The 19,366-nt window shown below is 37.6% G+C and carries 18 protein-coding genes; 5 read left to right on the forward strand and 13 right to left on the reverse strand.

The window, feature by feature from the left end:
• Positions 1–38: 38 nt before the first annotated feature.
• The 7 genes from atpB to mioC all read right to left on the reverse strand — a co-directional run bounded on the left by atpB (position 39) and on the right by mioC (position 6,725).
• Positions 39–809 carry a F0F1 ATP synthase subunit A gene (gene atpB / locus H4J61_RS17545; protein ID WP_182136219.1) on the reverse strand — a complete coding sequence of 257 codons (771 nt, stop codon included), beginning with the start codon at positions 807–809 and terminating at the stop codon, positions 39–41.
• Between the two features lie 17 nt (positions 810–826).
• Positions 827–1,219 (reverse strand): ATP synthase subunit I, encoded by a 393-nt coding sequence (locus tag H4J61_RS17550; protein ID WP_310649896.1) that lies wholly within the window; start codon positions 1,217–1,219, stop codon positions 827–829.
• A gap of 361 nt (positions 1,220–1,580) precedes the next feature.
• Complete coding sequence (locus H4J61_RS17555; protein WP_182186631.1) at positions 1,581–2,471, reverse strand: ParB/RepB/Spo0J family partition protein; 891 nt, start codon at positions 2,469–2,471, stop codon at positions 1,581–1,583.
• Between the two features lie 11 nt (positions 2,472–2,482).
• Positions 2,483–3,286 carry a ParA family protein gene (locus H4J61_RS17560; RefSeq protein ID WP_182136217.1) on the reverse strand — a complete coding sequence of 268 codons (804 nt, stop codon included), beginning with the start codon at positions 3,284–3,286 and terminating at the stop codon, positions 2,483–2,485.
• A 38-nt stretch (positions 3,287–3,324) separates the two neighbouring features.
• Complete coding sequence (gene rsmG, locus H4J61_RS17565; RefSeq protein WP_182186633.1) at positions 3,325–3,951, reverse strand: 16S rRNA (guanine(527)-N(7))-methyltransferase RsmG; 627 nt, start codon at positions 3,949–3,951, stop codon at positions 3,325–3,327.
• A gap of 30 nt (positions 3,952–3,981) precedes the next feature.
• Positions 3,982–5,871 carry a tRNA uridine-5-carboxymethylaminomethyl(34) synthesis enzyme MnmG gene (gene mnmG, locus H4J61_RS17570; RefSeq protein ID WP_182136215.1) on the reverse strand — a complete coding sequence of 630 codons (1,890 nt, stop codon included), beginning with the start codon at positions 5,869–5,871 and terminating at the stop codon, positions 3,982–3,984.
• A gap of 410 nt (positions 5,872–6,281) precedes the next feature.
• Positions 6,282–6,725, reverse strand: a complete 444-nt coding sequence (gene mioC, locus H4J61_RS17575) for an FMN-binding protein MioC (RefSeq protein WP_182186635.1) — start codon at positions 6,723–6,725, stop codon at positions 6,282–6,284.
• 160 nt (positions 6,726–6,885) lie between these two features.
• On the opposite strand from mioC, the gene H4J61_RS17580 reads away from it, so the two are divergent.
• Positions 6,886–7,428, forward strand: coding sequence for a sel1 repeat family protein (locus H4J61_RS17580; RefSeq protein WP_182186637.1), 543 nt, complete (start codon positions 6,886–6,888; stop codon positions 7,426–7,428).
• Positions 7,429–7,718: 290 nt separating this feature from the next.
• Here the strand turns inward: H4J61_RS17580 and H4J61_RS17585 are convergent, their stop codons facing one another.
• The 6 genes from H4J61_RS17585 to rpmH form a co-directional block, all read right to left on the reverse strand.
• Positions 7,719–8,219 carry a hypothetical protein gene (locus H4J61_RS17585; RefSeq protein ID WP_182186639.1) on the reverse strand — a complete coding sequence of 167 codons (501 nt, stop codon included), beginning with the start codon at positions 8,217–8,219 and terminating at the stop codon, positions 7,719–7,721.
• Between the two features lie 121 nt (positions 8,220–8,340).
• Positions 8,341–9,726 carry a tRNA uridine-5-carboxymethylaminomethyl(34) synthesis GTPase MnmE gene (mnmE, locus tag H4J61_RS17590; RefSeq protein ID WP_182186641.1) on the reverse strand — a complete coding sequence of 462 codons (1,386 nt, stop codon included), beginning with the start codon at positions 9,724–9,726 and terminating at the stop codon, positions 8,341–8,343.
• A 546-nt stretch (positions 9,727–10,272) separates the two neighbouring features.
• A complete protein-coding gene (gene yidC / locus H4J61_RS17595; RefSeq protein ID WP_182186643.1) occupies positions 10,273–11,913 on the reverse strand; it encodes a membrane protein insertase YidC in 1,641 nt (546 codons plus the stop codon).
• Positions 11,914–11,919: 6 nt separating this feature from the next.
• Positions 11,920–12,168, reverse strand: coding sequence for a membrane protein insertion efficiency factor YidD (yidD, locus tag H4J61_RS17600; protein ID WP_182186645.1), 249 nt, complete (start codon positions 12,166–12,168; stop codon positions 11,920–11,922).
• On the reverse strand, positions 12,135–12,458 hold the full coding sequence (gene rnpA / locus H4J61_RS17605) for a ribonuclease P protein component (RefSeq protein WP_404842458.1): 324 nt from the start codon (positions 12,456–12,458) through the stop codon (positions 12,135–12,137). Before rnpA ends, yidD begins: the two co-directional genes overlap by 34 nt.
• A 74-nt stretch (positions 12,459–12,532) precedes the next feature.
• Complete coding sequence (rpmH, locus tag H4J61_RS17610) at positions 12,533–12,667, reverse strand: 50S ribosomal protein L34 (protein WP_070375296.1); 135 nt, start codon at positions 12,665–12,667, stop codon at positions 12,533–12,535.
• Positions 12,668–13,147: 480 nt separating this feature from the next.
• Here rpmH and dnaA point away from each other — a divergent pair, with 480 nt between their 5' ends.
• From dnaA to gyrB, 4 genes are read left to right on the forward strand one after another with little or no spacing between them, the layout of a single operon-like run.
• Positions 13,148–14,509 carry a chromosomal replication initiator protein DnaA gene (dnaA, locus tag H4J61_RS17615; RefSeq protein WP_182136208.1) on the forward strand — a complete coding sequence of 454 codons (1,362 nt, stop codon included), beginning with the start codon at positions 13,148–13,150 and terminating at the stop codon, positions 14,507–14,509.
• A 28-nt stretch (positions 14,510–14,537) separates the two neighbouring features.
• Positions 14,538–15,641, forward strand: coding sequence for a DNA polymerase III subunit beta (gene dnaN, locus H4J61_RS17620; protein WP_182136207.1), 1,104 nt, complete (start codon positions 14,538–14,540; stop codon positions 15,639–15,641).
• A gap of 15 nt (positions 15,642–15,656) precedes the next feature.
• Positions 15,657–16,754: a DNA replication/repair protein RecF gene (gene recF / locus H4J61_RS17625; RefSeq protein ID WP_182136206.1), complete on the forward strand. Its 1,098-nt coding sequence runs from the start codon at positions 15,657–15,659 to the stop codon at positions 16,752–16,754.
• A 10-nt stretch (positions 16,755–16,764) separates the two neighbouring features.
• Positions 16,765–19,209, forward strand: coding sequence for a DNA topoisomerase (ATP-hydrolyzing) subunit B (gene gyrB / locus H4J61_RS17630; protein WP_220460986.1), 2,445 nt, complete (start codon positions 16,765–16,767; stop codon positions 19,207–19,209).
• Positions 19,210–19,366 lie beyond the last annotated feature (157 nt).

A 19,366-nucleotide genomic window follows, 5' to 3' on the forward strand; every position in this document is an offset into this window, starting at 1 on the left:
TTGAAACTGTTATTCATACCCCCGAAGGGGTAAGAAATTTAATGATCTTCGTGCGCTAGACTCAAGTATAAAATCGTTAGCATCATGAAAATAAACGCTTGTAATGGGATGATTAACAAGTGAAAAGCAGCCCATAAGAAGTGTACTGGCAATTGGAATACACCAATTGTCGCAATCAATAAGAAGATCAATTCACCGGCGTACATATTACCAAACAAACGAAGTGCGAGTGATAACGGGCGAGCCAGTAAGGTAACCATCTCTAAAATAAAGTTAACCGGGTAGAGTGACCAATGACCAAATGGCTGGGTCGTTAGCTCTTTAATAAATCCACCGATACCTTTTACTTTAATTGAGTAATAAAGGATAAGAACAAAAACACCTAACGCTAAAGCAAAGGTCATGTTTGGATCTGTTGTTGGTACGGCTTTCATGTAATTAACACCAAACAACTCAAAGATACGCGGTATTAAATCCACCGGTACCCAGTCCATGGCGTTCATTAATAAAACCCAAACAAAAATAGTTAAGGCCAATGGCGCGATAACCGGATTTTTACCGTGAAAGGTACTTTTAACACTGTCATCAACAAATTCAACGACCATTTCAACTGCACATTGCAATCTACCGGGTACACCGGTACTTGCTTTTTTGGCAACTGAACGAAACAACATGATAAATACCAAACCTAAAAACACCGACCAACCAAGCGTATCTATGTGAACGGTCATAAAACCCTCACCGACAGACAAATTGGTTAGATGGTGTTTAATATATTCTTGGCTGGTAATTTCCGCACCTGAAGACATATTAATGATCCCAATGATTAAAGTTTAAATAAAAATGGTGTTAATAACGGCAAAGCCACTACTAAACAATAACTGCTGAAAAAAGCTATGGGCTCTATCGCTAAAAATTTAAAGGCTAGCGCAAACAAAAAGGCCGTTAATACTATTTTCAATTTTTCGCCACTATAAAAGGCATCTAAGACCTTTTCTGACGATCTTGCTCCGGCATATTTAAATGCTTTATGAGCAAAGACAAAATTAGGGATTATACTGATTGCGCCACCACTTAATACCGAGTGTGCAAACGATAATCCCCAAATAAAATATGTTGCTACACTGCAAAGCAAAACAATGATTATCGAGACTAATATTTGCTTAAAAGCAAATTCTCTTCCTGGCCTAGCTAACTCATTGTGAATAAACAAACTCACCAGAAACTCCTACGACATTTTTCGTAATGCTTACAGTTTTTTAAAGATAATTTTCCATCTCTAAAAAGCCGTCGCAAGTATACTGAATTACAGCACTAATGCAACAAGAGAGGCCGCTCATTGGTAACATTTTCTGCAAAATTTGCCACTAAATGAATAAATTACGACTAAGGTATAATCCCAATACTACTAAGGTATAATCCGAGATTAAAACATTATTAATGAATTATAAAAGCAAAATGACAAACAGCAAATAAATAGCCATTTTCCAGTTGCTCAAAAATGGCTATTTAACGGTTTTTATTATTTGAATCTAGGTTAGTAAACCTTGTCGATTTTAGCGGCTTATTTTCAGGTCGTGCTAGAAAGAATTAAAGCGTGAGACAATACCATCAAGTTCTGATAGGTCACTGTAAGATATCACTAACTTTCCTTTGCCTTGTTTATTGTGATTTATTGCAACCTGCGAGCCCAATTTTTCAGATAAGTTTTGCTCTAATGCCTTAGTATTAGGATCTACCGACTTGGTGACTATTTCTTTCGCCGGTTGTTGTAATTTTTTAATTAATGCTTCTGTTTCGCGCACGTTTAACTCTTTTGCTACTACAATACGTGCCGTATTCGTTTGAATGTCATTATCTAACGCTAATAGTGCTCTGGCATGGCCCATCTCGATATCGCCATGCTCAAGCAAGGTTTTAACTTCACTGTTAAGATTATTTAAGCGTAATAAGTTACTTACCGCCGTTCTTGACTTGCCAACCGCATCGGCAACTTCTTGATGGGTCAATTCAAATTCAATCAGCAATCGTTCTAATGCGATAGCTTCTTCCATCGCATTTAAGTCTTCACGTTGAATATTTTCTATTAAAGCAATCGCCACTGCCGCTTCATCGGGCACATGTTTTATTAAACAAGGCACGGTATCTAATGCTGCTATTTGAGCGGCACGCCAACGACGTTCACCGGCTATAATTTCATAACTGTGCTCGCTGACTGGCCGGACAATAATAGGCTGAATAATACCTTGCGATTTAATGGAGTTTGCCAAGTCATCTAAGGCTTCTGCCGACATATCTTTGCGCGGTTGATACTTGCCAGGATGCAATTGTTCTATTGGTAAATTATGTAATTCCGCATTTTTACTGGGCGTATCTGTTTTATCACCTAGATTACCGGTTAAATCTGCTGATGGTTTTGTTAATAAGGCATCAAGACCGCGACCTAGACCTCTGCGTTTAGTTTGACTCATAATATTCCTTATTATTCTTCTGTAGTGACTTGCGGTGTAGAGGTTTTTTTCGGTTCTGCACGACGTAGTATTTCACCCGCCAAGGCAAGATAAGCTTTTGCACCTGTAGATGATTTATCGTAGTACATCACTGGAGCACCAAAACTGGGTGCTTCTGCTAGGCGCACATTACGTGGAATAACGGTACGATAAACTTTATCACCGAAATGGCGCTTTAATTGCTCAGAAACATCATTCGCTAAACGGTTACGAGGGTCGTACATAGTACGTAAAATACCTTCAATATGGAGTTTACTATTAACCACTGACGTTAGTTGTGAAATGGTATCCATTAAAGCGGTTAAACCTTCTAAAGCGTAATACTCACATTGCATCGGCACTAACACTGAGTCTGCAGCGGTCATGGCGTTAACCGTCAACATATTTAATGACGGTGGACAGTCAATAATAATATAATCGTAGTCTTGACTTACTTTTGATAAAGCATTTTTCAGACGATGCTCTCGAGAATAAACCTCCATTAATCTAATTTCAGCCGCAGTTACATCACTATTTGCGGCAATAAGATCATAAATACCCGCTGTATTTCTACAAACGACGTCTTCAAATGGACGCTCTTCGATCAGTAATTCGTAGCATGTTGCTGGAACTTCATATTTATCTATACCGCTACCCATAGTAGCGTTACCTTGGGGATCAAGATCGACCAGTAAAACTTTACGTTTAGTTGCCGCCAGTGAAGCAGCAAGATTGACCGAGGTTGTCGTTTTACCAACACCACCTTTTTGATTTGCAACCGCAATTATTTTTCCCACAGGTTCCTCAATACTTTTCTGCTCAAGTTTATTATGAATTATGATTTAACTAATTCAATCAAATGGCGTTCGCCGTCTAATTGAGGAACGGCAATAGCATAACTATTAGCAACCGCTATATTACTTGGTAAAGCCGCTATTTCATCACTAGGATAAATACCTTTCAATGCTAAGAATCGCCCGTGATCAACACTGACTAAATGTTCACACCAAGTTACCATATCGTTTAATGATGAAAATGCTCGACTTAATACGCCATCAAAAGGTTGCTCTGGATGATATTGTTCAACACGTGATTTAACCGGTGTGACATTATTAAGCTTTAATTGGAAAACGACTTGCCTTAAAAAGGTAATTCTTTTGCCTAAACTGTCTAATAATACAAAATTACGCTCAGGATACAAGATAGCAAGCGGAATACCGGGTAAACCTGGTCCAGTGCCAACATCAATAAATGACTGACCTTTAAGGTGCGGACCCACCATTAAACTATCCATGATATGTTTTATCATCATATCTTTAGGATCACGTACTGAGGTTAGATTGTAGGCTTTATTCCATTTGTTTAATAATTCAACGTACTGGATAAGTAAAGAAATTTGCTCTGTTGAAACCTCAAGTGAGGTTTCCTTGATCAGAGCAACAAGTTGGTCAGATAATGTCATAAGGTTGAATCTTTCGTTTATGCTGACTATTTAAGCACTTTTGCGTAATAAGCCATGTTTTTTCAGATAAACCAATAATAACGAAATTGCTGCTGGAGTAATACCAGAAATACGCGATGCTTTACCAATAGTTTCAGGGCGCGCGTCTGAAAGCTTAGCAACAACCTCATTTGACAAGCCTGATATTTGGCTAAAATCGTAGTCTCTTGGGATTAACGTGTTTTCATGGCGTTTCTTTTTCGCTATTTCATCCAGTTGTCGGTCAATATAACCGGCATACTTTATTTGAATTTCAATTTGCTCTGCAGCTTGTTTGTCTGCGAGTTTAGGTCCTAAACCTTCAATAGCGACTAGATCGTCATAGCGAACTTCTGGACGTCGAAGCAGATCCTCTAAACTATTTTCACGACTTAAAGGCGTCTTCAACAAGCTATTTACTTGATCAACGGCTGGATGATCCTTTTGTAACCAAGTTGAACGTAAACGTTGGCGTTCAAGCTCAACATTTTCCATTTTCTCATTAAATCGCTGCCAACGTTGATCGTCAACCAAACCTAAAGCACGACCTTTTTCTGTTAAGCGTATATCAGCGTTATCTTCGCGTAACAATAAGCGATACTCAGCTCGTGAGGTGAACATACGATAAGGTTCTTTGGTGCCTAAGGTGGCTAGGTCATCAATTAGCACGCCCATGTAGGCTTGATCTCGGGTTAATACGAGTTCTTCTTTGCCTTGCACTCTCGCCGCGGCATTAGTTGCTGCAACTAGCCCTTGAGCCCCGGCTTCTTCATAACCGGTAGTGCCATTAATTTGGCCAGCAAAATAAAGGTTTTCAACAAATTTACTTTCTAGCGTTTGCTTTAAATCACGAGGATCGAAAAAATCATATTCGATCGCATAACCTGGTCGGGTGATATGGGCGTTTTCAAAACCTTTGATCGATCTAACAAGATCCATTTGCACATCAAATGGCAAGCTAGTAGAAATACCATTGGGATAAATTTCATGGGTGTTTAAGCCTTCAGGCTCGACAAATATTTGATGGCTGTCTTTATCAGCAAAACGGTGTATTTTGTCTTCAATTGATGGGCAATAACGTGGTCCTACGCCTTCAATAACACCGGTATACATGGGTGAGCGGTCTAAACCTGATCTAATAATATCATGGGTTTTTTGATTAGTATGGGTAATAAAACATGAAACTTGTCTTGGATGATCCTCTCCTGAGCCCATGTAAGAAAATACCGGTCTAGGATCATCACCTGGTTGTTCTGCCATAACAGAAAAATCAAGAGTTCTGCCGTCTAAGCGTGGCGGTGTTCCCGTTTTTAAGCGATCAATTCTAAAGGGCATATCACGTAAACGATCCGCAAGGTTTACACTGGCGGGATCACCGGCTCTTCCGCCTTGGTAATTATTTAAACCAATATGGATCTGGCCTGCTAGAAAAGTACCTACGGTTAGCACAACGCTTTTAGCTTTAAATTTCAAACCCATTTGAGTAGAAACACCTACGATCTTATTATTTTCTAGAATAAGATCGTCACAGGGTTGTTGAAATATAGTTAAATTTTCTTGGTTTTCTAGATAGTTTCGGACAAAGTTTCGATATAAATTTCTATCAGCTTGTATCCGAGTAGCGCGAACAGCAGGGCCTTTGCTGGCATTTAAGGTTCTAAATTGTATTGCAGCATGGTCAGCTGCAGTTGCCATTATGCCACCGAGGGCGTCAATTTCTTTAACCAAATGACCTTTGCCAATGCCGCCTATCGCTGGGTTGCACGACATTTGACCAAGGGTGTCAATGTTGTGGGTTAACAATAATGTTTTACAGCCCATGCGAGCTGCTGCGAGTGACGCTTCTGTTCCAGCATGACCACCACCAACAACAATTACGTCATAAGACTCTTGATACCACATAAATTACTGACCTTAGTTTTTTGCTATTTATTTTTTAAGAGCGATATTTTAGCGCCTTTTTCGCTTCAGGGGAATGATCTAATTTAGGAAAAGATCTAAGCTTGATCCTTAAGTAATATATAAAGATCTCTTTAAAGATCTTATTATTATTACTTATTAAGGTCGCCATTTTCTGTTGATAAGTCATTTTTTTTCATATAAAACAATATATTAATACCCATGTATTCTTGTGATCAAGCTTTGATCAAGTCAGTTATAAGCTCTGATCAAAACAGCTACTTATCCACAGGGTGATTTAATTTCATTTCTATACACTGAATAATAATAGAAAATTAATAGCTTTTACCCAGAGTTATCCACAATGGTGTTTTTGTAGGGCTATAATTGTTAATAACTTATGGGTAAGTTGGTTATAAATGATCTTTGTTTTCAAATAACCAAGTTTGAGATCGTTCTTCTGGATCTATATCTTGACTCATATCTAATGTGATCAAAGGTAGTATTTCATTGCAACCTATTGATAATAGGAGTTTATTGATATTTTTTGCTGCGTAGCAAAAGGTATCATAATTTGAATCACCCAGACCGATCGTTAGAAATTTAACTGAGGATAGATCTTGATCGCTATTTTCAAGATCTGTCACGAATGCTTGAATATTATCGGGATAGTCGCCAGCACCATGTGTTGAGGTACAAATTAACCAAGTTTGTTTTTCGCTTAATATTTGCGCAAAATCTGGTTGAAAATGTAGTTCAACTTGATGACCAAGCGCAGTTAATGTTTCTTCACAGGCCTCTGCGACATATTCTGAGCCGCCTAACATACTACCAACGATGACTTGAAATGAGCTCATTTACTCTTCCTATTTAAGTATTTTATCTTGTTTTAGATTAAATTTTTTATATGTTTTTTATATTATAAAGTTACAAGTAACACATTATTACAATTGAAAAAACATTGAAATATCAAAATAGTTATTCTTAATTCAATACAAAATTTGCTTTGGAATTAAGATGAATAGACCTATTAGTTATTTAATTATTACCACAATCATACTCTCTATCTCATTTTTCAGTCATGCTTTCTCCTCAGAGAAGGTACTTGATATTATTAGTTATAACAAAGAATTGAAAACGGCTATCAGGTTATATCAAGTCAACGATTATAATGAAGCTTTACTTAAGCTTGAAATATTTGCTAAAAGAGGCGATAAAACTGCGCAGTATATTGTTGGTACTATGTATTTAAATGCACAAGGTACAAAACAAGATTTAACTAAAAGTTACGGGTGGCTTACTGTTGCCAACGAACAAAGAACTCAAGCATGGGCATTGCCACTAAAAATGCTGGACGATAAACTACCTGTCGAGTATTTAGAAATATTAGCGTTAGAGGGAGAAAAATATATAAAGTTATATGGTGCTAAAAGTCAGCGCTTAAAATGTAAAAATGTAAAAACATTAGGCTCTAAGCAACCATCGCATAGGTGTAATAAAATTGAGATTGTTAATGGCTATTATTTTGTTGATGATTTAAATATAGTGGCGATTGATTAACTACGGTTTAATATTTCACCCTCCAACATGATTTTTTTCAGTTTAATTTTCCTATTTTTGGCGTTATTGCTGTTCAATAGCTGATAAAGTATATAGTTAAGATGCTCTTCAATTTTGGCGTTTAACTTGGCCTTAAGGGTTACCTTAGTTATTAGCTTGAAACAGCTTGTTCAGCGTTACTATGATTTAAGCGCTTTGTCTGCTGGTTTATAGTCGGCCTATCCTAAACCCTATACGGGAATTAATGATAGGCAGTTATATCGATATTATTACCGGGATCGTTATTTGATTTATAAAGTGCGATTTACTCTAATTCTGCGTTTAGTACCAACTTTCTTAAGCTTAAAACTATTCATGATCCCTCTTGTTATTACTATAGGATCTCCCTCAGAAAACTTAGCTCGTTTATCGCCTCCTTTTTCTACCCAAACTTGACCATTCTCTAATTCAATTTCCCATTTTTTGTGTAAATTTTTTCTTGCAAATTTTACTGTTGATGTCATTTCATCAAACTCACGCTCTTGGTTTGAATATCGATGAGCCTGACCGAAGGATGATACTAATTCGGCTTTATCTTCAATTTCTGTCGCTTTTGGTTCGCTTACTATAGTGATATCACCCGCTATTTCTGTTGAATATTTATTAATGTAATCATCAAAACATTGAAGTCTTTGTTTTTCACTTTTTATATTGGCACATTGCACTAAATCATGCGTTAAATTAGCGGCTGTGACAGCATTACTGCTGGCCCAAATGGTAGCAACTAAAATAATTATTTTTATAAATTTCATTTTTCCTTTCCTTGTTATAAAAAGTGTTTAAGTTTTGTTAAAAAAATTAGTGAATATAAAGTTGGTATTCAAATATAGTGCTAAATAAATTCGTTTTAAGTTAGTACCATATTATTTTTTTTTATTTACCAATACAAAAGGATGAAAATATTTCACTTAATAAATCGTCATTGGTAAATTCACCGGTGATTTTATTGAGTTCTTGCTGACAAAAACGTAGTTCTTCAGCCAGAATTTCACCAGCGACATAGGATTCAAGTTGCTCTAAGCCAATAATTAAGTGTTGGTGGGCTTGTTCAAGAGCGACCAAGTGACGTCGTCTGGCCATAAAACCTCCTTCGGTGCTACCTTGGTAACCCATGATATGTTTTAGGTGCTCAGTTAGCTCTGTAACGCCTGCACCTGTTTTAGCTGACAAGGTTATTGTCGGTGTGGCATTGAGTTCACTGTAACCGGTTTTTGCTTGGCTAATATCAGCTTTGTTTCTAATAATAGTTAAGCCGATATTAATGGGTAACTTTTCAAAAAATTCTGGCCAAGCTGCTTTTGGATCCTCGGTTTCATCCTGTGCAGAGTCAATCATTAGTAAGACACGGTCTGCTTGTTTGATCTCCTGCCAAGCCCTTTCTATACCTATTTTCTCTACCTCATCGACACTTTCTCTTAACCCTGCAGTATCAATAATATGCAGTGGCATACCATCAATGTGGATTTGCTCAGATAATACATCACGCGTGGTGCCTTCAATGTCAGTGACTATGGCGCTTTCTTTACCACTAAGGGCATTAAGTAAGCTTGACTTACCGGCGTTAGGTCGACCGGCAATAACCACCCGCATGCCTTCACGAATAATACTGCCTTGTTGGGCTTTATTCTTTACTTCTGCGACTTGGCTAATGATGGCCTTTAAGTCGTTGAGCACTTTCACGTCGGCAAGAAAATCTATTTCTTCTTCTGGAAAGTCGATCGCGGCTTCCACATACATGCGTAAATGTATAGTGTCGTTTACCATTTGATGGACCAGTTTAGAAAAATCGCCTTGTAACGAATGTAAAGCACAGCGGGCCGCTTGTTCTGAGCTTGAGTTAATTAAATCGGCTATAGCTTCTGCTTGGGTTAAATCAAGTTTATCATTAAGAAACGCCTGTTCACTAAACTCACCAGGGCCGGCCATGCGTACCTTAGGTAGCGTTAAAATCTCTTTGAGCAACATATCTAAAATAACCGGACCTCCGTGGCCCTGTAGTTCTAAAATATCTTCACCGGTAAAGGAATTAGGGCCTTTAAAATAGAGTGCTATGCCTTGGTCTAGTGCTCGGCCTTTATGATCTTTAAAGGTTAAATATTCGGCTTTGCGCAATTCAGGCACTTTACCTAATATGGCTTGAGCGACATTTTTAACTTCAGGCCCTGAAACCCTGATGATACCAACACCACCTCTGCCTGGAGCTGTAGCTTGTGCTGCTATGGTTTCTTTTTGGCCTGATGTAAAAGCTAGGTCGGTCATGTTAGTTTCTCAGTTAACGGTTTAGGCTTTAATGGGCGATATTATAAAGCCTTAATTACCGGCTGCAAATGTACTCTGAGCTATTGTGTAATTTATTCTGCTTTGAATGGTATAAGCGCTTGATATGAGTCTTGGTTTTGGTGAATAGTCGCTAGTTAATGATAGTTATCTTTGTCGTATCTTGTTTACTACAGTCGGCATTAGTGTTTTCGGTGTTTATTTTTACAGGCAGGAACCAATGAGAGAAGAAGCAGGGATAACTAAGCTCACTATTTTAAGGTTAAATGTAAGGAAAACTAAAGCCATTTTGAGCGCTGTCATTCATAGATACTTTATTTTTTGATAAAAAAGCTGAATATCACAAAACCTCTTGTATTTGGCTGTTTTACTTAGCTTTAAAGTAGATTAGATAATGAATGAAACTGCCTTAACTATATCCTCGTTGATTATTTTTTTGCAAAATATTCAAGCAAAGTTTAATAACCTCAAATTTAAGTTATAAAAAAAGGTAGCCTGAGCTACCTTTTTAGTCGATAAAAAATAACCTTATTTGGCTTTTTCTTTCTCTTTGGCCTTTTCGATGCCCGAGAATATTATCTTCATTTGTGCAATTGAAATAAGGTTACTGACCAACCAGTAAAGTACTAAGCCAGATGGGAACCAGAAAAAGAATACCGTAAACATCACTGGCATATACTGCATTATTTTTTGTTGCATAGGATCTTGCACTGTCATTGGCTGCATTTTTTGCATAATGAACATACTGACACCCATTAATACCGGCAAAATGTAAAACGGGTCTTGTGCTGATAGATCCTGTATCCACAACATAAAGGGTGCATGACGTAATTCAACACTTTCCAAAAATACCCAGTATAGTGCTAGGAAAATAGGCATTTGAATAATTAAGGGTAAACAACCACCAGCAGGATTTACTTTTTCTTTACGATAAAGTTCCATCATGGCTTGTGACATTTTTTGTTTATCATCACCTAAACGCTCTTTTAGCTGCGCCATTTTAGGTTGTAGTGCCCGCATCTTAGCCATTGAGGTATATTGCGCTTTCGTTAATGGATACATACCACCTTTAACGATAAGGGTAATGATAATAATCGCTACACCCCAGTTAGTTACAATAGATTGAATTTTGATAAGCAACCAGAATAATGGCTGGCTGATCATGAATAAAAATCCGTAATCAATTGTTAGATCAAGGTTTTGTTCAATACTTTCTAATACATCTTGGTCTTTTGGACCGACATAAAAAGTCGCTGATGTGGTTGCTGTGCTGTTAGGCTCAATCGTTATTGCCGGAGCTTTAAAGCCGATCACTGCGTCTTTGTTACTAGAGTATCTAGTATATAATTGATTATCTGAAGTTTTTTCTGGTACCCAAGATGATACAAAATAGTGTTGCAACATAGCAACCCAACCACCTTGAGTTGTAACACTCAGGTTGGCTTCAGCGATATCATCAAAGTCATATTTTTCGTATATATCTTCAGTTGTTGAATAGGCCGCACCGACATAAGTCGGAATTAAACCGCTTGAGCTATCAATTAAAGTGGTTTGCTTTAGTTGTGCATACATTTGTACGCTTGCAGGGCTTGTCGCGTTATTGGCAATGATATATTCAACATTAATGGCATAGCTGTCGTAATTGAGCGTAAAACGCTTAGTAACAGACAAACCTGCGTCATCAAGATAATTCAAATCAATGACTAGCGGCTCACCAGCGTTTGCTTGATAAGAAGTCGCTGATGTTTGATAAATAGGTCGACCAGGAATAACACGGTCTAAACCTTGTGCGCCAGTTAAGCCACTTTGCGCTACATAACGGTCACGGTCGTTGCGCAATATAGTAAAGGGTATGCCATTACCTTGTTCGGTATCGAACTTAAGTAATTTAGCTTCAACAATGTCGCCGCCGTTAGTATCAATTTTTAGTGATAAAACATCATTTTTTACTGTAATTAGCGTAGCACTAACTACTTTTGTTTCATTGCTGATAGACGTTGCTGTAGCTGATGACTCAGGAACAAATTCGCCGTTACTAGTACTTGGCGTTGTTTGTTGAGTTACTGCTGGTTGCTCAAGAATTGGAGCTTTGTCTGTTTGCCATTGGTTAAATAGCAAATAGGTAACAACCATAAGCGCAATAAAAAGAAAACTGCGTTGGGATTCCATAATGTCTTATTTCTCTTTTTTTGATAGTGGCACGGGATCAAGTCCTCCCGCATTGAGTGGGTGGCATCTTAGTATACGTTTGCCTGCTAACCAACAACCTTTTATCACACCAAAGCGATTAATTGCTTCTATCGCGTAAAAAGAGCATGTTGGATTAAATCTACAATGGGGTCCAAGCAATGGGCTAAGCCAGCGCTGGTAGGCTTTTACTAGTGTAATAGCTACTTTTTGTGGCGTTGAATTATTTTTCGCCATATTTTTTCCAATTGCTGATTAATTTCTTTATTTTCGAGCTTGTCAGTGCCAGATTTTACCATAACGACTATATCAACAAAGGGAAGGTTATGTTGATTTAAACGGAAGCTCTCGCGAATTTGTCGTTTGATACGATTTCGTTGAACAGCTAGTTTCACCCGCTTTTTAGCAATGGCTAGACCGAGACGGTTATTATTATCAGAATTTGGAGTGACGAGTATGGTGATGTGGCTAGAGCCAAAACGAAGAGGTTTTGCGAATACAGCTTGAAAATGACCGGGAGTCAACAAACGTGACTCCCGATTAAATTCATAAGTAACCATAGCGGTCACTGTTCTTTTAACTTAAGTTTCAAGTTAGAAGATTAAGCACTAAGGCTTTTACGGCCTTTAGCACGACGACGTGAAATTACAGCACGTCCGTTTTTCGTAGCCATACGAGCACGGAAGCCATGGTTGCGCTTACGTTTTAATACACTAGGTTGAAATGTTCTTTTCATTACGCTAATCCGTCTGTTGTTGTTGCCCTGGCAAAACAGCCTTCATGAGCACACTGGGTCTAAAAATGAAGCGAAATTCTATATAGAGAACTATACTTTGTCAATGCTTATTCACTAGCTATTTTCAAATGATCGTCTATGGATCGTCCGGATCACAAATATATCCACAGTTTTATCACAATTTAGCTTTTTCGTTGCAAGTAACTCGGCCATATTCAGTAATAATTAAATAGTATATTGAAATATTTTTTAACACTAATTTGCGATTAAAAATAGGCAGGGAGCCTAATTTAACTGAGTTTACTAAAAATAACTGAAAATAAAAGCCATTTATTGAAAAGTCAATATTGATGTTGTGGATAACTATAGAGATAATAGGCTAATTATAAAAATTAATTTTTTTTACTTTTCTGTATTTTTATCGGCCATTTTTATTGGTTATTAAACGCAGGGCGAATAGTATTTATCAGGAGTCGGTTGTTGGATCATACACTTTGGCAAAAATGTTTGTCTGTTCTTCAAGAAGAATTGCCCGCACAACAATTTAGTATGTGGATACGTCCACTACAGTGCGTGATCACAGACAATATTATGACGTTATATGCGCCAAATCGATTTGTTTTGGACTGGGTTAGAGACAAGTATGTTAATCGCATTAATGAACTTGTGGGGATGCAAGACAGTGCAAACCCACCATTATTGCGTTTTGATGTGGGTAGTATCCCAGCACAAAAGACTAATATTCCAAATAGTATTAACCAATTGCAACCCAATATTAGAACGCCAAATCGAGATACTCCACCACCAGAAAGTAATTTACCAAAAACAACCAATATCAGAGTTAAATACACCTTTGATAATTTTGTTGAAGGTAAGTCAAATCAATTGGCCCGCGCTGCGGCGTCACAAGTGGCTGATAATCCAGGCGCGGCTTACAACCCTTTATTTATTTATGGTGGTACTGGCCTAGGTAAAACACATTTATTACATGCAGTCGGTAATGGTATTTTACTTAATAAACCCAATGCAAAAATTGCCTACATGCATTCAGAGCGGTTTGTGCAAGATATGGTGCGAGCGTTACAAAACAACGCGATGGAAAAATTTAAACAATATTACCGTTCAGTTGATGCCTTGCTTATTGATGATATTCAATTCTTTGCCGGTAAAGATCGTACGCAAGAAGAGTTTTTTCATACTTTTAATGCTTTACTTGAAGGTAATCAACAAATCATTTTGACCAGTGATCGCTATCCAAAAGAAGTAGATGTTGAAGATCGTTTAAAATCTCGCTTTGGTTGGGGATTAACCATCGCCATTGAACCGCCAGAATTAGAAACTCGTGTCGCCATATTAAAACGCAAAGCACAAGAAAGTCATATCAATTTAGCTGACGAAGTTGCTTTCTTTATTGCTAAACGCTTGCGCTCAAATGTTCGTGAATTAGAAGGCGCTTTGAATAGGGTAATAGCAAACGCTAACTTTACGGGCCGAGCCATCACGATTGATTTTGTTAGAGAAGCTTTGCGCGACTTATTAGCTTTACAAGACAAGCTAGTCACTATTGATAACATCCAGCGCACGGTTGCAGAATATTATAAGATTAAGGTGGCAGATTTACTGTCTAAACGCAGAAATCGCTCAGTAGCTAGACCGCGTCAAATTGCCATGGCATTATCTAAAGAGTTAACTAACCATAGTTTACCTGAAATTGGTGATGCTTTCGGTGGTCGGGACCATACGACTGTATTACATGCCTGTCGTAAGGTAAAATCTTTACGTGAAGAGTCTCACGATATTAAAGAAGACTATTCAAATTTAACCAGAACATTGTCATCATAATAATAAGTAAGTTACAAGTGAGTCAGAAATGAAATTTTCATTGAGTAGGGAATTACTGCTGAAACCTTTGTTATTGGTTTCTGGTGCTGTAGAGCGAAAAAGTACACTACCTATTTTAGGTAATATACTTTTTGATGTAAGTGGGCAGTCACTTACATTAACAGCTACTGATTTAGAGCTGGAGATGGTAGCTTATGCCAGTGTAGATAATCACGCAGAGGATGGAAAAGTCACCATTCCTGCTCGTAAGTTACTTGATATTTGTAAAAGCTTACCCGATGATTCTATGCTGACCTTTGAATCTGATAACGATGTGATAAAAATTAGCACAGGTCGTAGTAAGTATTCACTTTCAACCTTACCAGCCACTGATTTTCCTAATATTGAACAATGGCAAGGTGACGTAGAATTTAGTTTATTAAAGTCTGAATTATTACGCTTAATTGAAAGCACCCATTTTTCAATGGCAAACCAAGACGTGCGCTATTATCTCAATGGGATGTCGATAGAAACAGAAGGTCACGAAATACGCTCTGTTGCTACCGACGGACACCGTTTAGCTATCTGCAAAATATCTAATCAAGCGCTTGAACTCCCTGCTCGACAAGTGATTGTACCGCGCAAAGGTATTTTAGAGATTATTCGTTTACTCGACCCAGTTGATGAAGGTGTGCAGGTTTTTCTAGGCTCTAATCACATACGCATTATTGATAGCGAATTTTCATTTACCAGTAAACTGGTTGATGGTCGTTTTCCTGATTACCGTCGGGTATTACCACGTAACGGCGATAAAATTCTTAATGCCAACAAAGACGTACTTAGACAGGTATTGTCTCGTGCTTCGATTTTATCTAACGAAAAATTCAAAGGCGTTCGTCTTAACTTTGGCCGTACCGAATTAAAGATAACCGCGAACAACCCTGAGCAAGAACAAGCTGAAGAGGTGATTGAAATTGACTTTCCTTATGAGGAAGTTGAAATCGGTTTTAACGTTAGCTATGTTTTAGACGTACTGAATGCTATTAAAGAAAATGATGTTAAATTTACCTTAGCTGATGCTAACAGTAGTGTGGTTATTGAAGGTGGAGAATCTGGAGAAGCTTTGTATGTTGTTATGCCAATGCGTTTATAACAACGACCTATTATAATGAGTATTGGTAAATTAATTATTCAAGATTTACGAAATATTGAAAGTGTATCGGTTGAATTACATCCAGATCTCAATTTTATTATTGGTGATAATGGTAGCGGTAAAAGTAGTGTATTAGAGGCTATTTTCTATTTGGGGCACGGCAAGTCATTTCGTAGCTCAAAAGTGGAAAACTTACTTCAGCATACTAAGCCTAGTTTTACCGTCAGCGCTAAAACTCATAAAGATTGCCAGATGGGTGTACGAAAACTCTTTAATGGACAAAGTACAGCGAATACTGAAATACGTATAAATGGTCAAAAAGAAACAAAGTTTTCTGTGCTGGCAAAAAATATCGCTGTGCAAGTGATCACGCCAGAAAGTTTTAAAATATTTTTTGGTGGCCCAAAGCAGAGAAGAAGGTTTGTTGATTTAGGATTGTTTCACGTGAAACATTCATTTTCAGATCATTGGAGAGAATTTTCACGAATCCTTAAACAGCGTAATGCCTGTTTACGCAGTAAAACTTCGGGTAGCACGTTAAGCTATTGGACAGATGTCTTTATTGATAGCTCGCAAATAATAGCTAATCTACGAGCCAGTTATGTTGAGGAGCTGACTAAAGAATTAAGTTATTGGTTGAAAATAATGTTACCTTCAGTGTCAGACGATATTGTTATTCAATATTTACAAGGCTGGAATAGTAAGAAAAATTTGTACGATGTTTTACAACAATATAAAGAAAAAGAATTAGCTTATGGTTATAGCTTATTTGGCGCACAAAAATTTGATGTCCGTTTTTTATTAAGAGGTGCATCAGTCGATAACCAATTGTCACGTGGACAACAGAAGTTGTTTTTACTGGCGTTAACTTTTGCTCAAGCAAAACTAATCGAAAGAGTTAATCTAGTAAAACCAATTTTATTAATTGATGATGTAGGTGCAGAATTAGACATTCACTCTAGAGCGTTATTAAATAATGCAATAGCAGGAATTGAATGTCAGGTAATTGTAACCGCAATAGATAAAACAGCAGTGGAACAACTCGTTCCACAGAAAGAAAACTATAAAATGTTTCACGTGAAACATGGCAAACTATCAGTAATGAGTGAGTAGGCTACAAGCTATGACAATAGAAAATGAATATGACTCGGCTAGTATAAAAGTACTAAAAGGCTTAGATGCAGTTCGTAAAAGACCAGGGATGTATATAGGTGATACCGATGATGGCACAGGCCTTCATCACATGGTATTTGAGGTGTTGGATAACTCAATTGATGAAGCTCTTGCAGGTCACTGTACTGATATTATTGTTAAAATTCACATAGACGGCTCGGTATCTGTAAAGGATGACGGTCGTGGAATTCCAACAGAAATTCATCCAGAAGAGGGTATTTCTGCCGCTGAAGTTATCATGACAGTATTGCATGCTGGTGGTAAGTTCGGTGGTGAAGACTCAGGTTATAAAGTTTCGGGTGGTTTACACGGTGTTGGTATTTCAGTAGTAAATGCCCTCAGTAGTAAATTGAAACTAAATATTCGCCGAGCGGGTAAATTATTCGAACAATTTTATCACCACGGCATACCACAAGAGCCAATGAAACAGGTTGGCGAAAGTGATAAAACCGGGACAGAAGTCAGATTTTGGCCAAGTGAAGAGACCTTCACCGATGTGCTATTTCACTATGACCTACTGGTAAAAAGAATTCGTGAATTATCATTTTTGAATTCAGGTGTATCAATTAGACTTATTGATGAACGTGAAGAAGGTAAGTCAGATCACTTTCAATTTGATGGTGGTATTCAAGCTTTTGTTGATTATTTAAATACCAATAAAACGCCGGTTAATGAAGAGATTTTCTACTTCGATTTAGAACGAGAAGATGGCATTGTAGTTGAAGTGGCAATGCAGTGGAACGATGGCTTCCAAGAAAGCATTCATTGTTTCACTAATAACATTCCACAACGCGACGGTGGTACTCACTTAAGTGGTTTTCGTACCGCATTAACCCGTACGCTTAATAGCTACATGGTTAAAGAAGGTTTAAATAAAACTAAAAAAGGTGGCAGTACTGAAACCAGTGCCTCTGGTGACGACGCTCGTGAAGGCTTAACTGCGGTAATTTCAGTTAAAGTACCTGATCCTAAATTCTCTTCTCAAACAAAAGATAAGCTTGTTTCATCTGAAGTTAAAACTGCAGTAGAACAAGCTATGGGCGAAAAATTAGGTGAATACCTATTAGAAAAGCCTTCGGTTGCTCGCACTATCATAATGAAAATTGTTGATGCAGCTCGTGCTCGTGAAGCAGCGCGTAAAGCAAGAGAAATGACTCGCCGTAAAGGGGTGTTAGATATTGCAGGTTTACCGGGCAAGTTAGCTGATTGTCAGGAAAAAGATCCAGCGCTATCTGAACTCTATATTGTGGAAGGGGACTCTGCTGGCGGCTCTGCTAAGCAGGGAAGAAATCGCAAAAATCAGGCTATATTGCCATTGAAAGGTAAAATTCTTAACGTAGAAAAAGCGCGTTTTGATAAAATGATATCTTCTCAAGAAGTTGGCACGTTAATCACAGCGTTAGGTTGTGGTATTGGTCGCGATGAATATAACCCAGAAAAACTGCGTTATCACAGTATTATCATTATGACCGATGCTGATGTCGATGGTTCACACATACGAACATTATTACTGACATTTTTCTATCGTCAAATGCCTGAAATAATGGAACGTGGCTATATTTATATTGCTCAACCGCCACTTTATAAAGTGAAAAAAGGTAAGCAAGAACGTTACATAAAAGATGAAAATGGCTTAGTTGAGTATTTAACATCACTGGCATTAGAGAATGCAGAAATTCATGTTAATGAATCTGCACCGGCCTTATCAGGCTTATCATTAGAAAATTTAGTAAAACAGTTCCGTAAAACTCACGAAACTATTAAGCGCGTATCGCGTTTAATTCCTGCTGATATTCTAGAAAAGATGATCTACGGTGAATTAATTACCACTGAAGAATTCAAAACTAAAGCCAACGTTGAATCTTGGACCGCTGATCTACTAAAACAGCTTTCTGAGCAAGATGGTAATGGCTCTATCTATACTGTTGAAGTTAAGCATGATCAAGAACGCCATGTTTATTACCCAAGCTTTAATGTCCGTAAACATGGTATTGATACGGTTTATGATTGTGACTATGAATTTTTTGACTCAAAAGAATTTGCCTCAATTCAAAGTCTAAATAAAGCAGTGAATGGCTTAATGGAAGAAGGTGCTTACGTTAAACGTGGCGAAAAAATTAAGCAAATAACTGAGTTTGATGAAGCATTAAATTGGTTAATGGCTGAATCTAAACGTGGCCAATATATTCAACGTTATAAAGGTCTAGGTGAAATGAATCCCAATCAATTATGGGAAACTACCATGGATCCAGATTCACGCAGAATGTTACAGGTAACTATTGAAGACGCTATTGCAGCTGATCAATTGTTTACCACCCTGATGGGTGATCATGTTGAACCGCGTAGACACTTCATTGAAGAGAACGCGCTTAAAGTAGCTAACCTAGATGTTTAGCCTTTAAACTGTAGAGATAATAATGCCCGATTTGATGATCGGGCATTTTTGTTTCTAAGCAGGTATTTATAGATAAAAAATAGCTAACATTTAGTAATACCATTGACTAATTATCTGCTGATCCTTAATGCTTAAAATAAAAAATACAGTGTTGTAA

This window comes from Colwellia sp. MB3u-4 (assembly GCF_014077065.1).
Lineage (GTDB): Bacteria > Pseudomonadota > Gammaproteobacteria > Enterobacterales > Alteromonadaceae > Cognaticolwellia.

Coding starts and splice junctions, on each gene's coding strand:
- H4J61_RS17580 (WP_182186637.1), top strand. CDS start 6,886: ATGAATAGACCTATTAGTTATTTAATTATTACCACAATCATACTCTCT.
- gyrB (WP_220460986.1), top strand. CDS start 16,765: ATGACAATAGAAAATGAATATGACTCGGCTAGTATAAAAGTACTAAAA.
- mioC (WP_182186635.1), bottom strand. CDS start 6,725: ATGAGCTCATTTCAAGTCATCGTTGGTAGTATGTTAGGCGGCTCAGAA.
- recF (WP_182136206.1), top strand. CDS start 15,657: ATGAGTATTGGTAAATTAATTATTCAAGATTTACGAAATATTGAAAGT.
- dnaN (WP_182136207.1), top strand. CDS start 14,538: ATGAAATTTTCATTGAGTAGGGAATTACTGCTGAAACCTTTGTTATTG.
- mnmE (WP_182186641.1), bottom strand. CDS start 9,726: ATGACCGACCTAGCTTTTACATCAGGCCAAAAAGAAACCATAGCAGCA.
- H4J61_RS17555 (WP_182186631.1), bottom strand. CDS start 2,471: ATGAGTCAAACTAAACGCAGAGGTCTAGGTCGCGGTCTTGATGCCTTA.
- rpmH (WP_070375296.1), bottom strand. CDS start 12,667: ATGAAAAGAACATTTCAACCTAGTGTATTAAAACGTAAGCGCAACCAT.
- mnmG (WP_182136215.1), bottom strand. CDS start 5,871: ATGTGGTATCAAGAGTCTTATGACGTAATTGTTGTTGGTGGTGGTCAT.
- H4J61_RS17585 (WP_182186639.1), bottom strand. CDS start 8,219: ATGAAATTTATAAAAATAATTATTTTAGTTGCTACCATTTGGGCCAGC.
- yidC (WP_182186643.1), bottom strand. CDS start 11,913: ATGGAATCCCAACGCAGTTTTCTTTTTATTGCGCTTATGGTTGTTACC.
- yidD (WP_182186645.1), bottom strand. CDS start 12,168: ATGGCGAAAAATAATTCAACGCCACAAAAAGTAGCTATTACACTAGTA.
- rsmG (WP_182186633.1), bottom strand. CDS start 3,951: ATGACATTATCTGACCAACTTGTTGCTCTGATCAAGGAAACCTCACTT.
- atpB (WP_182136219.1), bottom strand. CDS start 809: ATGTCTTCAGGTGCGGAAATTACCAGCCAAGAATATATTAAACACCAT.